Below are 16,722 nucleotides of genomic sequence, written 5' to 3'. Positions count from 1 at the left end.
ATTTCAACAATAGTTAATAACCATTAATTAATTATTTATCCTTCTGAAGTCATTAACGGTACCCTTTTAGTGATTTATCAATATAATCTTTACTTTAAAATGAAAGGGAGTAGTTCGTAAGGCTTTGCCTTATACATCAAATCGACATACTGGCTTACGCCCGGTTTGGTGCAAGATTTACTTGGAACAAGACTTTTGTTTTAGCAAATTCGCAAGATTTGTTAAAACAAAAGTCTTTATTTTTTTCATATATATTTGTGAGGGACAGTTTAATGTTCAATTAGTTGTTAACTGTCCCTCTGGTTTTGACCAGGCTATAGTTCAATTAGTTGTTAACTGTCCCTAAGGTTTTGTTTTAAGGTTTTGTTTTGACTACATGAAAATCCTATAAATTTTGGTGGTACAAAAGCATATGATTATGGCAATGGCTGTGGGCATTAATACAGATAATATTGTCCATTTTATACTTCCGGTTTCTTTTTTTATAGTCCATACTGTTGTGGCGCACGGAAAGTGCAATAGTGAAAATAACATTGTGTTTATGAGTGTTAAGTATGTCCACCCATTGTTTAGCAAAATCTCCCTAAGCTGATCTATACTTTCAAATTGAAGCATGGATCCTTTAGATAAGTATGCCATTAAAAGAATAGGTAGCACGATTTCATTTGCTGGAAATCCTAAAATAAAGGCTATCAAAATAAAGCCATCTAAACCTATGGCATTCGCAAAGGGATTTAGAAAATTTGCTGCATGGGCTAGTATACTTATATCTCCAATCATGACATTGCCAAGAATATAGGTTATAGCACCAGCGGGCACAGCTACCATTATAGCTCTTCCCAACACAAACATGGTTCTATCAATTATAGATGTATATAATACCCTTCCGAGTTGAGGCTTTCTATAGGGTGGCATCTCTAATGTAAAGCTTGAGGGCATACCTTTTAGTATTGTTTTTGATAATGTATAGGATGTTAGTAATGTAATCCCTATACCTATAAGCACTAAAAGCACTACCATCAGTGCAGCTATAACAGACCTACTAGCAGGCGTTATACTCACTCCTACAAACACCATTGATAGAGCTATAAGAGTTGGGAATCTACCATTACAGGGTACAAAATTGTTGGTTACAATGGCTATAAGCCTCTCTCTTGGTGACTCAATTATTCTGCAGGCTATTACCCCGGCAGCATTGCAACCAAACCCCATACACATAGTTAGTGCTTGTTTTCCATGACAGCAAGCTTTTTTAAAAGAATGGTCTAAATTAAAGCATATTCTAGTCAGATATCCAGCATCTTCAAGTAGTGTAAATATAGGAAAGAATATTGCCATAGGTGGAAGCATTACGGCTACTACCCAGGCGAAAGTTCGGTATACTCCTAGTACTAAAAGGTTATTTAGCCAAAGGGGAACTTGTATATAGATAAAGAATAAACTGATCTTTGCTTCTATCCAAAACAAGAATTTTGACAAAAACTGTGAAGGATAATTTGCTCCCTGAATTGTAAGCCAAAATATCACTGCTAGCAGTAGTATCATTATTGGGATACCCGTTTTTTTAGAGGTAACTATGTCATCAATTTTTTGCTGAGACAATAACCTTTCAGTGTCTTTTATAACAGTTTTTCTTGTTATATCCTCCGCCGTTTTATAAATAGTTTCTACAATGGTGTCTCTTATGTTTTCATTGTTTTGTGTTCTAAAAAGTTTTGATTTTTTTAGAACCTCCTTAATATTTGCGTCTTCCTTTAGATTCAACAATTACACCTCCCTATTAATTACTTCTTAAGTCATAACCTAAAAATTTGCTTATAGAATTTAAAAGTGATTCATCTCCATCTAGAAGTCTTAATGCAAGCCATTTAGCATTAATTTTGTCCTTAAAAATCGAGATAATCATTGGGGTGAGCTGTTGCTGCTGCTGCGTAATACTTTTAGGATATTGAATTTGTACGGGACAGGTATGAATTTTATTAGTGCATAAATCATATATGGTATCTTTTAAAATATTCATGCCTATATTACTTCTTGCAGTAGTTGGCACCACCGGTATACCTAATTCCTTTGATAAAGCTTCTATATTTACACTTATGTTTTTACTTTTAGCCTCATCCATCATATTTACACAAGCTATTACTTTATCAGTAATCTCAATCACCTGCAAAAGCAAGTTTAAATTTCTCTCAATACACGTGGCATCTAAAACAACCACTGTTACGTCTGGCTTTCCAAAGCAAATGAAGTCTCTAGCTACTATTTCTTCGACAGAACTTGCAAGAAGAGAATAAGTGCCTGGCAAATCCACAATAGTAAAGTCTGTGCCTTTATGACCATATTTCCCTTGAGAGTTTACAACGGTTTTCCCTGGCCAGTTTCCTGTATGCTGATGAAGTCCAGTCAGTGCATTGAACACTGTACTCTTTCCCGTGTTTGGGTTTCCTGCAAGTGCAATGACATAATCTTCTTCTTTTAATTTCTCTACATTAAAAAGATCCTTTAATCCCTGCTTATTACTAGAACTGTAAGTTAGCCCCATTTTTTCTCCTTTCTCTATTAATATTTATATTTATAACTATTTAGCCCTGAGATGACATTTAACAGTCATTGTATTCTAATAGCTACAATTCTATGTCTCTTACTATAATATTTTGAGCTTCTTCTTCTCTCAGTGCAATACAAGTATCTCTTATAAGATATGCCGTTGGATCTCCAAAAGGACTCTGCCTAAGTACGTGGATAGTGGTGTTTGGCACTATCCCTAAATCCAGCATTCGTTGTCTTGATAAACCTTCCGAGAGCAATTCTACCACTTGCACTTTTTTCCCTACTGCAATTTCTGTTAGTTTTACTATTAAGGTTTCCATTTTTTCACCTGCCTTGATATTGTCTTATGACCCACAAGAATAAAAAACAAGTAAAGATAACGAAAAATAGACTATGCTAGAATAGACTCGTATACTGATTTGTTATTTATTTTAATGTGCCTTTGCTTTATATTATGTGTTTAAGGCTAAAATCGTCACTTAAAATAAAAAAAGAAAAGTTCACAACACCGGGGACGGTTAACAACTATTTAAACTATTGACTTTAGAATATGAATATCATCCTGACCCATAGGCAATAATTTTAAGAAAAGCTTATGGGAAAGGATGATTTTTTATGTCAAGAACTTTTAGATTAAAAAGTGAACAATCTATATATCATATTATGTGCAAAAGTATCACTGAGGTAGATTTATTCAAGGATTCTGATGATAAGAAAAAGTATTTATCCCTTATAAAAAAATATAAGATCCTATATGATTTTAAACTTTATGGGTACTGCCTAATGAATAACCATTTACATTTAATAATTGATGCTAACGGATCAGACATATCAAAAGTAATGCATGGAATAAATTTTTCTTATGCAATGTATTTTAATAAAAAACATAAAAGGGAAGGTCATCTTTTTAGAGATAGGTTTAAGAGTATAATAGTTGCTAATGAAAGGTATTTAAAGACCTTATCGCTATATACACACAATAATCCTACAGCCATAGTGGAATATAAGGATTGTCCTGAAAAATATGCATTTTCTAGTCTAGCAATATTCTTAGGGAAAAGACGTGATTCTTTTAAATTAATTGATTATGGATTTATTATGAGTCTTTTTGGAAATAGCCTTAAAACTGCAAGGAAAAATTACTATAACCTTGTTTTTAGAGACAACGAAGAAAAGCTGAAAGAAGAAATTGATTTTGAATTTGAAGATGAAAAAACAGAGTATAAAAGTGATAGGAAAATACTTATAAGGAACTTTAAACCAGAGGATATAGCCGAATTTATAGCGTCAAAACTAAACGTATCAAAGGTTCATCTTTATATGAAGTACAGCAGAAAACTTGTAAAAGCAAAAGCGTTAACAGTTGTTCTAATGAGAAGCCTCTGCAACTTTAAATCCTGTGATATATCTAACACACTTGGGAACATTACGCAGGCTAGAGTATCAAAATTAAGCACTATCGGTATAGAATTAATTGGAACAGACGAAAAATACGAAAATATTATAGGTGATTTTATTAAATCCTATGCTTAGCCATTTGTAATAAACGAAAATTTTTCAGAGAATAAAATATGGTTATTTTATTCAAATATACTTGGACAAGCATACATAAATATGATCTTCTATTAATGTATAAGATAAAATTATTAAAACAAGTTCTCTTAAATATGCTGAGCAATGAAAAAATACATGTTTTTTTAAACATGCATCTTTTCATTACTCGTTAACCGTCCCTATCTATTTCACCATTTGTTTAATTGTTTGTTAACCGTCCCCACTTTTTATTTTCTTGAGGTTAACCACAAAGCCCCATTAAATTTTACAGTTACAACGCAACCCGCGCCTTCTTTACTTTCCACTTCTATATTTGCTTTATGAATGGTTAATATATTGCGTACAATAGTGAGACCTATCCCTGAGCCTTCCATTTCATGTCTACTTTTATCTCCCCTATAGAGCCTTTCGAATATATAAGGTAAGTCTTCTTCCTTAATACCAATGCCTGTATCTTCTATTTTTAATATTACTTTTTCATCAGCTTCTTTTAAAGCAATATCAATTTTCCCCTGCTTGGGAGTAAATTTAACTGCATTTGAAAGCAAGTTAATAATTACCTGTTTTATTTTATCTCTGTCTCCTAAAATGTTGCATTGTTTACTTGTGTTTAACTCTAAGGTCATGTTAATATTCTTATTTTCTGTTATTAATTCAAATTCTTTTACAACTGAAGAAAGGATATCTTTCAAAGAAATTTTCTCCGTGTTTAATGCTATTTCTTCTCCTTCAACCTCTTTTAATGCATTTAAGTTGTCTATAAGCTTTCCAAATCTAATAACTTCTTCATTAAGATAAGTCAATCTTTCATTATCTACGGGGAAAATACCATCAATCATAGCTTCAAAATTATTTTGTAAAATATTAAGAGGCGTTCTGACTTCATGAGATATATCTGATATTAACCTCTTTCTAAGGACATCCTGATGCTGAAGCTTTTCTCCAAGTGTATTTATGCTATTTCTTAAATCTTCAAGTTCTAAAATGCTACTCTTATCATTTGCCCTTGCATTATAGTTTCCATTTGAAAGATTGACTGAAATCTTTGAAACTTGCCTAAGCGGAGTAGAGAATTGCTTCGAAATAAAAAGACTAATTAATATTGTTATTAAAATTGAAAGTACGACACTTAAAATAATACTCTTATTTATTGAGAGTTTAAAATCCACATCTTCTTTGGATAATAGAACTGGTGCGTATTGCCCTATTTCTATGTATCCTACAATCTTGTCCTTAGATTTTATTTCAAAGGTACTTGTAGTATAAACCCCTTCATTTTTGACGTGCATAGTGATATTAGTATTGTTAACTATGTCATTAGCGTTCATTCCCCAAACGGCTTTTTTATTTTCATCCTTAAGAGTAAGGCAGTATCTACTCATATAGGCTTCATGCATAATTTCTATTCCTGAAGTTTCTGACCACTTACCATTTTTTTTATATACTTCTTCTAAATATTTTACTATTCTAATATCCCTCTTATTTTGTATTTCGACTAAGTACCTGTTGAAGGTTCTTGATATTGTTATATTCACCAAAAGTGTAGACAAAAAAAGCGCTAATATAGAGGTGCATACCAAAATAATACTTAACCTTTTTCTTATGCTTTGCGTAAATTTTATACTTCGCATAAAGTTTATAATTCTCATAAATTAATCACCACCAAATTTATAACCAATTCTAGTTACGGTTATTACATATTTAGGATTTCTACTGTCTTCTTCTATTTTTTTACGTATATTTTTAATGTGTACATCTATCGTTCTATCAAAACCTTGAAAATCTATTCCCATTATTCTCTCAATAAGCTGCTCTCTTGTGAATACTTTTCCCCTGTTAGATGAAAGAATATGCACTATGTCAAATTCATTTGGTGTAAGAGCTATTTCTGTCCCGCGTACCTTAATTATCCTTTTGTCATAATTAATTTCTAAATCTCCATTATTATAAACTTTTGTTTCAAACTTATTTACATTAATCCTTCTAAATAAAGCATTTACTCTTGCTGTTAGTTCTCGCGGGCTGAAAGGCTTAACAAGATACTCATCTGCTCCAAGGTTTAATCCTTGTATTCTATCTTCTAATGTACCCTTTGCCGTAAGCATAAATATATGCACTTCAGAAATCTTTCTTAGCACACCGCACACCTCTTCGCCAGATATGTCCGGTAGCATTAGATCCAAAATAACTAATCTGAATTCAATTTTTTCGAAAAGTTTTATGCCTTCCAGTCCCTTTGTGGTGCAATGTACTCTATAGCCTTCTTTTTCAAGATATGCTTTTAATATTTCTGAAACCTTTTCTTCATCTTCAATAATCAATATATTATCCATGTTTAATTACCCCTTCTTTAATCCTAATAGTTGATAGTTACACATTTTTATATTATAAAAGCTAAAAGGTTGTTAACCGTCCCCACTTATTTCTTCAATTAAAAGACAAATAATTGTTAACCGTCCCTACTTGTTTAAATTAAATTCCGATCATTATTATATTCCCCTAAGGTTTAGCATAATCGATATATAAAGGAATTATAATATGAAAGTGAAATTCTGCAAGAAAAAATCAATTGTCTAATGCTGTTATTACTATGATAACCGAAACTCATCCTAATATAAAGATATCCAAATAAAATGTCTTTAAAAATCCATAAATTCAATATTCATCCTATTCAAAGGTTAATAAAGAGCTATTAGTAATCATGGATACTAAGATTTGTAATATGATAAAGTAAATTATAATCATAGAAAAAATTTATCAAAAACTTATGTAGTTGTTGTGAAGATTATCAATTTGGAATTATTTTGTGAAAATAAACTCCTCGTAAAACTTCAAAAACGGTTAACAATTATAACTAATAATTGTTAACCGTCCCCACTATGTTGTATGGTAAACATAAAATTCTCTTTCGTTTGCACGTCACAAAGTAGAAATTTTATGCTTTACTATTTTTAATTATGTATTTTCTATTTCACTCGTCTAGCTGATATAAAATCTGATCTTGTCATAGCTGAAACTTTAACCACATCTCCTGTACTAGGAGCATGTATATATGTATTATTCCCTACATATATACCTACATGATGGGGATTACCAACGCTTCCAAACAACACCAAATCTCCGGATTGAAGGCTATTTCTAGACACTTGTACGCCATCATTTATCTGATCAAAGGTTGTCCTTCCTATGGATACTCCAAAATGTGCATATACATATTGCGTAAATCCTGAGCAATCAAATCCCGCTGGCGATGAACCGCCCCATAAATATGGTGTGCCAAGAAAGTTAGAAGCATAGGCTATTACAGCATTACTTGATGGAGTAGCTGCGCCTCTTGAAGGTGTAAATTTAGGTGATGCTTCCTTTGCTTTTGTTATGTTTTTAGTTGCTAATATTTGTGGATTGCTTGTCCCTCCTGGAAGAAGATTTTCCTTGCTATTTCGCTCAGCCAGTAATTTGTTTTGTGATTCTTTAGTTGCAATCATCTTATTTAACTTCTGCTTATTTTCTACTTGTAAACTCAATAATACCTTCTTTGTCTTGTTTAAATTTTGCTGTTTTTCATTTAATTCTTTTCTGGTATCTTCAAACTCATCCATTACTTTTTTATCATATTCTATAACGGTTTTTATATTTTCTACTCTTGATACAAAATCACCGAAACTCTCTGAATCAAGTATTATGCTCGCATACCCATTAAACCCGTTTATGTACATGGTTCTCATCCTACTATTAAATACCTTCTGTTCTTTTTCAGACTCTTTTTCGACCTGATTAATCTCCACTGCGGCACTTTCAATTGCCTTTTCAGTTTTAGATATTTTATCTTTATTCTCTTCTGTTTTAGCCATGTTTTGTTGAATTTCATTATCAAATTCTTCTATTTTCATTTCGATTTTTTCTCTTTGTCCTTCAATTTTAGATAATGAGTCATTCTTCTGCACCTCTGCATTTGGTCCAACAGCTAATACAGTTACGTTTGAATTAAAAATTAATATCATCATAACTGCAAGATTTCTTAATGCATTCTTCATTAGTACATCCCCTTCATTTGTTTAGAATTTATAACTTCCTAAGAAATATACCACAGTTTTATGTATTTGTTATGAAAATTGTCCATTTTTATGCAATTGGGAAACATTACATAAAATAAACTTCTCGTGAAACCTGACAAAACGGTTAACAATTATATTAATAATTGTTAACCGTCCCCCACTTTGTCTGCAAAAACATTACCTTATTTATTAAAAAAATCCATTATTTATTAATGCAGAAGTTGAGTTATAACACATTGCAGTGTATAATATTGTCGATTGGTAAGTTTTACAAGGAAGGAGAGTAAGAATGAAAAAGAAAAATATTATTTCCATAATGCTTGTTAGTGCCCTATTTTTAAATTCAATATTTTTTTATTTCTTTAATAACAGTAAAATAAATGCTAATAAACTCAAAATTGAATCTTTAAGAATCGAATTTGATTCTCTAAAAGGTGAAAATCAGACTTTAACAAAGACAAACTATCAATTGATTGAAACAGCTTCTAGCGTTTCAGAAAAAGTTAATAGGTTTAAATCATCTCCTTCGGAGCTGAAGTATTAACGACTTCAGAAGGAGCTTTATACTTCCACTGAAGTCCTCTGTTTGTTCGGGGGGTGTAACTCCCACTTATAGAAGTTGGAGACTTCCTTCTGAAATGTCGTTAAACCTATTACAAACTGATATAGATAATATATGTACATGAATATAAAAAAGGAAGGTATTACTATGAGAATTTCAATCATAGAAAAAAAGCACTCATTAAAATTCCTAATAGTAAAAATTTCTATTTTTACTTTATGCATTACTTCGTTTTTAGGAGTCGCAGTTAGCCAAGTAACCGTAGTTTCAAGTGAACATCAACATAGTTTATTGTCGCATCAAATAGCTCAGATTCATGAGGACAATAAGAAGTTAAAATCACAAAATAAGATCCTCGAAAGTACTATCAAAAAGGATGAAGTCTTATATAAATCCAAATTAGATAATACTAAAATAGCTTATTTAACCTTCGATGACGGGGTATCTAGCAACACTTTACAAATTTTAAAAGTCCTAAAAAAATATAATATTAAGGCTACTTTTTTTGTAAATGGTCACCCTGAATCAAGATTTTTGTATAAACAAATTTCTGACGATGGGCACACTTTAGCTAATCACACTTACAGTCATGATTATAATAGTATTTATGCATCGCCAGATAATTTTAAAAAAGACGTAAAAAAATTAGATTCGTTCCTTACTGAAATTACAGGTAAAAAGCCTAGTCATATTTTAAGATATCCTGGTGGCTCTAATAATACTATTAGTCACAGTTACGGTGGCATGGAAATAATGAGCACTGTAATTAGTGAAATGAATAAGGATGGTTATAAATACTTTGATTGGAATGTTGATTCTAGTGATGCTTCCGCTTTTTGTCAGCACAAACATAAGATTATAGAATCAGTTTTAACTCAATCTAGTCGGACTAAACACGCCATTATATTAATGCATGATTTAAATCCAAAAACCACAACAGTTGAAGCCTTACCTGAAATTATTGAGGGTCTTACAAATCAAGGTTTCATCTTTGATGTACTCTCTGAAAATACTTATCCACCACAATTTAAAGTAGTAAAATAGAAAATCTTACCTACTATTTATTTTGTTGAAAACGCCTAAATAACTTTATTTGCTACCTTGACATCTTTAGTGCAAGTGCTATAATTAATATAAATATAATAATTTAATTCTACGAAGAGAAAAGTAAGCCATGGCACATTTACAGAGAAAGGATACCTTAGCTGGAAGTATTCTTAAATGAAATTGGCTGAAGACTGCCTCTGAGTGACTTCAATAAAGTCCGGTAATTCCGTTATAATTATTAAGTGGTTTATTTTATAAACAATTTGGGTGGAACCGCGGGAAATTATAATCTCGTCCCAATTCTATAATTAGAATTGGGACGGGTTTTTTTTGTTTTATAAAAATATAGGTTTAAAGAATTGCGCATAATATTTATGCTAGTGTTATTTCTCAAATATGACTTAACCCTATAAGATAAAAGAAAGGAGCAATACATATGATAAACATTAAATTAAAAGATGGTTCAATTAAAACTTATGAATCTGAAATGACTGTAATTGAAATTGCGAAAGATATTAGTGAGGGCCTTGCACGAGTTGCTTGTGCTGGAATGGTTAATGATGAAATCGTAGATTTACGTTATAAAATCACTAAGGACTGCGATGTTAGTATATTAACTTTTGATAGCGAAGAAGGTAAAAAAGCCTTTAGGCATAGTGCTACTCATATTTTAGCTCAAGCAGTAAAGAGATTGTTCCCTAGTACAAAACTTGCCATCGGACCTGCTATAGATGGGGGTTTCTACTATGATTTTGATAAACAAGATTCTTTCTCAGCAGATGAAATTAAACAAATCGAAGTAGAAATGAAAAAGATTGTTAAAGAAGATCTTCCAATAGAAAGATTCGAGCTTGAAAGAGATGAAGCTATTGCTTTTATGGAAGAAAGAGATGAAAATTTCAAAGTTCAATTAATTGAAGACCTACCAGTTGACGCAAAATTATCATTCTACAAACATGGCGAATTTACAGATCTTTGTGCGGGACCACATTTAATGTCTACAAAGTATGTAAAGGCATTTAAACTTACTCAAGTTGCAGGAGCTTACTGGAGAGGTAACGAGAAAAACAAGATGCTTAGCCGTATATACGGAACTGCCTTCACTAAAAAATCCGATTTAGATGCTCATATAGAGAAGATGGAAGATGCTAAAAAAAGAGACCATAACAAGCTTGGCCGTGAACTAAAATTCTTTACAACATCAGATGTTATAGGTCAAGGTTTGCCTCTACTTATGCCTAATGGCGCAAGGGTAATCCAATTATTACAACGTTTTGTTGAAGATGAGGAAGAAAAAAGAGGTTATGTTTTAACTAAGACTCCTCTTATGGCTAAGAGCGATTTATATAAAATGTCTGGTCACTGGGATCATTATAAAGATGGAATGTTTGTCCTTGGTGATGAATCTAAAAATGAGGAAGTCATGGCACTTCGCCCAATGACATGCCCATTCCAATTTACAATTTATAATGCAGATCAAAAGAGTTATCGTGACCTTCCAATTAGATATGGGGAGACTTCAACTTTATTTAGAAATGAATCTTCAGGTGAAATGCATGGTCTTATGAGAGTACGTCAGTTCACTATTTCAGAGGGTCATTTAGTTGTTACCCCTGAGCAATTAGAAGAAGAATTTAAAGATGTTATAAATTTAATTAACTATGTAATGAAAACACTTGGAATCGAAAATGATATTACTTACAGATTCTCTAAATGGGATCCAAAAAATAAAGATAAGTATATTAACAACCCTGAGGCTTGGGCAGAAACTGAATCGAAGATGAAAGATATACTAGATCACTTAGGAATAAATTATAAAACAGCTATCGGTGAAGCTGCTTTCTACGGTCCTAAGCTTGACCTTCAATTCAAAAATGTTCATGGTAAAGAAGATACTATAATTACAGTGCAAATTGACTTCGCACTGCCAGATAGATTTGACATGACTTATATTGATAAAGATGGAGTTAAAAAACGTCCATATGTTATCCATAGAACTTCTATTGGTTGCTATGAGCGAACACTTGCAATGCTTATAGAAAAATATGCTGGTGCCTTCCCAACTTGGCTTGCACCACTACAAGTTAAGGTATTACCTATTTCTGAAAAATATCATGATTATGCAGAAAAGGTAGTTGCAAAGCTTAAGGAATCAAGAATCAGATCCTCTGCAGACTTTAGAGCAGAAAAAATTGGCTACAAGATTCGTGAAGCTCGTAATGAAAGAGCCCCTTTCCTATTAATAGTTGGTGAAAAAGAGGCAGAACTAAATGAAGTCTCTGTTAGAAGCCGCAAAAATGGTGATGAAGGTGCAACTTCTTTAGACTCATTTATTTCAAGAATTAAAGAAGAAATAGAAACTAAGCTATTATAATTAAAAAAAGCAAGTACAGGATAAAATCTTGTACTTGCTTTTTTTATTAACTTTTATTTATTAATTTTAAATGAACTTTTTAAAGATGCTATTCTGTTAAACACTATTTTATCATCGGTTGTGTATCTAGAATCTACATTAAAATATCCATGTCTGAAGAATTGAAATTTATCTTGTGGTTTTGAATTCTTCATATTTGGTTCTATAAACCCTTGTAATATTTCTATAGAATCCGGATTTATTTGATCTATGAAAGTTTTTCCTTCTTCTTGCTTCTCATCTAAAATTAAAGGCTCATATAACCTAAATTCTGCAGGCACTGCATTTACTACATCTACAAAGTGAATTGTTCCTTTAACTTTTCTCCCTGTAAATCCACTACCACTCTTAGTTTCTGGGTCATAAGTACAATGAATTTCACATATATTTCCGTCAGCATCTTTAATCATTTCATTACATTTTATAAAGTATGCTCCCTTAAGCCTTACTTCGTTACCTATGAACAATCTAAAGTATTTCTTAGGTGGATTTTCCATGAAATCTTCTCGTTCTATATATATTTCTCTTGAGAATGAGACTTGGCGAGTTCCCATTTCTGGATTTTCTTGATTATTCTCAATTTCAAGCATTTCCACTTGAGCTTCTGGGTAATTTGTAATAACTACTTTTAATGGTCTTAAAACTGCCATAGTTCTAAGCGCCTTTGGACTTAAATCTTCTCTTATAAAGTGCTCTAGCATTTGTCCATCTACAGTGCTGTTACCTTTTGCAACGCCAATTTCTCTGCAAAAATTGCGTATAGCTTCTGGTGTGTAGCCACGACGCCTTAGTCCTGCTATAGTTGGCATACGTGGGTCATCCCAAGCATCTACAATTCCTTCGTCTACTAATTGCTTAAGATTTCTTTTACTCATTACTGTATTTGTTATATTTAATCTTGCGAACTCTATTTGTCTTGGCTTACTTTCCATTTCGCATTGATTTACTACCCAATCATATAATGGACGATGATCTTCAAATTCTAAAGTACAAATCGAATGTGTAATACCCTCAATTGCATCTTCTATTGGATGCGCATAATCATACATAGGATAAATACACCATTTATCTCCTGTATTATGATGCACCGCATGAGATATACGATAAATTATTGGATCTCTCATGTTTATATTAGGAGAACTCATATTAATTTTAGCTCTTAGAACCTTGGATCCATCAACGAATTCACCTTTTCTCATACGGTCAAATAGATCTAGGTTCTCTTCCACAGTTCTATTTTTGTATGGACTTTCTTTACCTGGCTCTCTTAAAGTACCTCTGTACTCTTTCATTTCCTCAGCTGTAAGATCGCACACATAAGCCATATTCTTTTTTATTAATAATACAGCACGTTTATACATTTCATCAAAATAGTTTGATGCAAAAAATAAATCATCCCACTTGAATCCAAGCCATTTTACATCTTCTTCTATAGATTTAACGTACTCTTTGTCTTCTTTTGCTGGGTTAGTATCATCAAAACGTAAGTTTGTCTTACCTTTAAATTCATCTGCTAATTCAAAATTTAAAATAATTGACTTTGCATGCCCAATATGCAAATATCCGTTTGGCTCTGGTGGAAAACGAGTAATTATTTTTTTGTGTTTTCCGCTTTCTATATCTTCCTTAACAATATTTCTTATAAAATTTGATGAAGTCGTTTTATTTTCCATATTTGACACCTTCCTTTTAATCTAGCATACTTTATGCTAATCATATCTTGTATGCTTATCATACCTTGTATACCTCACATACCTTGTAAGTTTTACCTATATGCTAATAAATATATCACAAAAACAGTTTTTTTTCTACGTAGCGCGGTATTAAATGTTATGCTTTTTAAGTATCCCGTTTTGTTTATAGTGGTTTAATGCCTATCTCCCATACACCTTATCAATTATTCTCTGGCATTTTAATGCATCTGAGAAATCGCCATCAATGCCATCGCTGCAATTATTAAAAATTTTATTAGCAAAATTTATAAGTGAAGCTGTATGACAATTTTGGAAAAATCCTAGGGAGTTCCTTTTGTCAGCATAATATTTTAATAGACTATCTCCTGATGCTACATTTTTAATTTCTGTTGAGCTACTTTCATATCTATATATTTCAATTTCATAAGGATTGTTAAAATTAATTTTTATACTACCTTTGCTACCATAAACTACGAAATCATCTGTTTGTTCTCTTTCAGTAAATACTCTTGAAACCTCTAGACTTCCGAAAGTTCCATCTTTTAATGTAAAATCACAATTTGCAATTTCATCAACCTCTGCTCTTTCCTTAAAATAAATCCTAGTCTTCGCTTCTACTTCTTCTATATCTCCCATAGTAAATTGTATCATGTCAATTAAATGAACACCTAAATCCAGTAGTGCTCCTCCGCCAGAATTTTTCCCAGTTCTCCAAGTGCCCTTTTTCTTTTCATTTAAATAACTGTCATGATAAGTTCTAACTTTAAAATCTATAATCTTCCCTATGGTCTCTTTTTCAAGTTCTCTTTTTAATAGAGAGAGAGCGGGCATAAATCTATAAACTAAGGCTACAGAATTTATTATATTATTTTTCTTAACAAGTCTCTCCATTTCCATAGCATCAAAAATATTCGTTGCTAGAGGCTTTTCACAGTAAATAGCTTTTCCATACGCAGCTGCTTTTTTTACAATATCAAAATGTGAATCATTCGGGGTACATATATCTATAAAATGAACTTGTTCATCCTTAAGGACCTCTTCAATGTCCGTAACATTTCTCACACAACTTATGGGTATGTTTGTAGGCTTTCTAGTTACAATATGTGTTAAATTTAACTCATAAGGGAGTGAAAACCTTACGTTAGCGTCGTAAACTGCTAATAAGTGAGTTTTTGCTATACCACCATATCCTATTATCGCAAAGTTTATTTTTTTCATAGATTTATACCCCGCTTTCATTTTATGTAAGCTCTACGTTTGTCTTTTCTACAATTTCCTCTGCAAACATAGTATCTCCACCTTACTATATATAATGTATACATAATGTAGCTCATATTATTTTTGATAGAACTTGTCTATCCCAAGATAGAACTGATCAATTATCACATAATCAGCGTTTTTTTTAATTTCCACAAAGGCATTCCCCATTACCACTCCAAGTCCTACATACCCAATCATTTGTTTATCATTCCCTAAAGCCCCTATGCATATAATTTCATGTGGCTTTATTTCTAATTCCCCTGCAAGCTTTTCTATGCCTGACCTTTTACAAGAGCTTTTGTTCATAACTTCTACAATAAAAGGTGCTACTTTTCAAACAGTGAATTTTGTAATTATATATTAAATTCTTGTTAGTTTAATTATACAATAGGAACAAACAATAGACTATAGACATCAAATAGTATATAAGGTTATCTGCTGATAACATTAAGAAATTAAAATTAATTAACCCCACCTTAATTAATCTAAGATGGGGTTAATTATTATTTTAAGCTATTATATATATTGGATAGATTTTCTTTCATACTCTCTATATATGTTTTATTTCCTTCATTACTTTCTATTGTGTATATTTTTTGCACCTTAGCACCTGAATCTTTTGCAATGGCTTCAGATACTCTTGCACTTGCAAGTTCTTCCATAAAAATAACTTTTATTTTATTTTTCTTGGAAAAATCTATTATCTCCTTTAATTTTTGAGGGGTAGGCTCACCTCCTGCAAATACACCTTCTACACTATTTTGCTTTAAACCAAAATCTCTGCACAAATACCCAAAAGCAGCATGACTTGTAACAAAATTCTTATTTGTTACCGCATCAAATTTTACTTTATATTCGTTATAAAGCTTATCAAGTTCACCTGAGAATTCTTGGAAATTTTTCTCATAAAAATCTTTATTTTTTGGATCAGCCTTAACTAATGCTTCTTTTATGTTTTTAGTTTGAATTTTCGCTTCTCTTAGACTCAGCCATATATGTGGATCATATTGACCATACTCCTTAATTTTTTCGCCCTCGTTTTTTATTGGATTTACCCCAATAGATGAATCAACTACAACTAAATTTTTATTATCTATAGCCGTTAAAGTTTTATCTACCCAGGATTCCATTCCAAATCCCGTATAGACGAACAAACTAGCTTTACTTATGTTTTCCATATCCTTTATTTTCGGTTCAAATTCATGTGGTTCAGAACCTTCCGGTACTATTGTTCTCACTTCTACTTTATCTTTTCCAATAGCCTGCACAAATCCCTTTAATGGATTAAAAGACACTACCACTTGTAGTTTTGACTGGTCACTTTGCTTACTGCTTGTAGCATTTGAACACCCAACTAATGTACCTATCATACATGTTAAAAGTATGGCATTAATAATTTTTCTCAATATTTTTTCACTCCTTAAACCTTCACCTGTAGTGCTGTTATATTATTGTTGCTTGTTGCAAATGATTTGCATTTACCTTTATACTATATCCAAGTATTTGCAATCTGTCAACATTTTATTCGACTTTAACAAAAAGTATATAAAAAAAAGTATGTATTATTATAATACATACTTTTTTACT

At 31.8% G+C, this 16,722-nt stretch carries 14 protein-coding genes and 1 other annotated feature; of the genes, 4 read left to right on the top strand and 10 right to left on the bottom strand.

All coding sequences use genetic code 11. The annotated features are described in order from the left end of the window. Positions 1-372: 372 nt before the first annotated feature. From KTC92_RS18715 to KTC92_RS14540, 3 genes are all read right to left on the bottom strand, one after another. Positions 373-1,764 carry a nucleoside recognition domain-containing protein gene (locus KTC92_RS18715; protein WP_369811878.1) on the bottom strand — a complete coding sequence of 464 codons (1,392 nt, stop codon included), beginning with the start codon at positions 1,762-1,764 and terminating at the stop codon, positions 373-375. A 16-nt stretch (positions 1,765-1,780) separates the two neighbouring features. After that, the gene (locus tag KTC92_RS18710) at positions 1,781-2,542 is read right to left on the bottom strand and encodes a FeoB small GTPase domain-containing protein (protein WP_216302412.1); all 762 of its coding nucleotides are present in this window, start codon (positions 2,540-2,542) and stop codon (positions 1,781-1,783) included. 82 nt (positions 2,543-2,624) lie between these two features. Beyond that, positions 2,625-2,870: a FeoA family protein gene (locus tag KTC92_RS14540; protein ID WP_165413825.1), complete on the bottom strand. Its 246-nt coding sequence runs from the start codon at positions 2,868-2,870 to the stop codon at positions 2,625-2,627. A 295-nt stretch (positions 2,871-3,165) separates the two neighbouring features. Here KTC92_RS14540 and KTC92_RS14535 point away from each other — a divergent pair, with 295 nt between their 5' ends. Further along, positions 3,166-4,083: a transposase gene (locus KTC92_RS14535; protein WP_220286316.1), complete on the top strand. Its 918-nt coding sequence runs from the start codon at positions 3,166-3,168 to the stop codon at positions 4,081-4,083. Between the two features lie 248 nt (positions 4,084-4,331). Here KTC92_RS14535 and KTC92_RS14530 read toward each other — a convergent pair whose 3' ends face one another. From KTC92_RS14530 to KTC92_RS14520, 3 genes are all read right to left on the bottom strand, one after another. After that, on the bottom strand, positions 4,332-5,753 hold the full coding sequence (locus KTC92_RS14530; RefSeq protein WP_258280609.1) for a cell wall metabolism sensor histidine kinase WalK: 1,422 nt from the start codon (positions 5,751-5,753) through the stop codon (positions 4,332-4,334). Between the two features lie 3 nt (positions 5,754-5,756). After that, the gene (locus KTC92_RS14525) at positions 5,757-6,437 is read right to left on the bottom strand and encodes a response regulator transcription factor (protein WP_165413827.1); all 681 of its coding nucleotides are present in this window, start codon (positions 6,435-6,437) and stop codon (positions 5,757-5,759) included. Between the two features lie 633 nt (positions 6,438-7,070). Beyond that, a complete protein-coding gene (locus KTC92_RS14520; RefSeq protein ID WP_220286315.1) occupies positions 7,071-8,138 on the bottom strand; it encodes an NlpC/P60 family protein in 1,068 nt (355 codons plus the stop codon). A gap of 310 nt (positions 8,139-8,448) precedes the next feature. On the opposite strand from KTC92_RS14520, the gene KTC92_RS14515 reads away from it, so the two are divergent. The 3 genes from KTC92_RS14515 to thrS all read left to right on the top strand — a co-directional run bounded on the left by KTC92_RS14515 (position 8,449) and on the right by thrS (position 12,142). Further along, positions 8,449-8,703 (top strand): hypothetical protein, encoded by a 255-nt coding sequence (locus KTC92_RS14515; RefSeq protein ID WP_165413829.1) that lies wholly within the window; start codon positions 8,449-8,451, stop codon positions 8,701-8,703. 138 nt (positions 8,704-8,841) lie between these two features. Then, positions 8,842-9,765 carry a polysaccharide deacetylase family protein gene (locus KTC92_RS14510; protein WP_258280608.1) on the top strand — a complete coding sequence of 308 codons (924 nt, stop codon included), beginning with the start codon at positions 8,842-8,844 and terminating at the stop codon, positions 9,763-9,765. Between the two features lie 102 nt (positions 9,766-9,867). Further along, positions 9,868-10,070 (top strand) — a binding site (T-box leader). Between the two features lie 134 nt (positions 10,071-10,204). Then, a complete protein-coding gene (gene thrS / locus KTC92_RS14505) occupies positions 10,205-12,142 on the top strand; it encodes a threonine--tRNA ligase (RefSeq protein ID WP_165413831.1) in 1,938 nt (645 codons plus the stop codon). Positions 12,143-12,195: 53 nt separating this feature from the next. On the opposite strand, the gene KTC92_RS14500 is transcribed toward thrS, so the two are convergent. The 4 genes from KTC92_RS14500 to KTC92_RS14485 all read right to left on the bottom strand — a co-directional run bounded on the left by KTC92_RS14500 (position 12,196) and on the right by KTC92_RS14485 (position 16,544). After that, positions 12,196-13,854, bottom strand: a complete 1,659-nt coding sequence (locus tag KTC92_RS14500; protein WP_216302407.1) for a glutamine--tRNA ligase/YqeY domain fusion protein — start codon at positions 13,852-13,854, stop codon at positions 12,196-12,198. A 201-nt stretch (positions 13,855-14,055) separates the two neighbouring features. Further along, positions 14,056-15,093, bottom strand: coding sequence for a Gfo/Idh/MocA family protein (locus KTC92_RS14495; RefSeq protein WP_220286313.1), 1,038 nt, complete (start codon positions 15,091-15,093; stop codon positions 14,056-14,058). Positions 15,094-15,210: 117 nt separating this feature from the next. Further along, entirely contained in the window at positions 15,211-15,453 is a 243-nt protein-coding gene (locus tag KTC92_RS14490; RefSeq protein ID WP_258280780.1) for an HAD family hydrolase, read from the bottom strand. Between the two features lie 185 nt (positions 15,454-15,638). Further along, positions 15,639-16,544, bottom strand: coding sequence for a metal ABC transporter substrate-binding protein (locus KTC92_RS14485; protein WP_258280779.1), 906 nt, complete (start codon positions 16,542-16,544; stop codon positions 15,639-15,641). Between the last annotated feature and the right edge of the window lie 178 nt (positions 16,545-16,722).

It is taken from the genome of Clostridium sp. CM027 (genome assembly GCF_024730565.1).
Lineage (GTDB): Bacteria > Bacillota > Clostridia > Clostridiales > Clostridiaceae > Clostridium_AD > Clostridium_AD estertheticum_B.
This window is presented reverse-complemented; position numbering and strand designations above follow the sequence as displayed.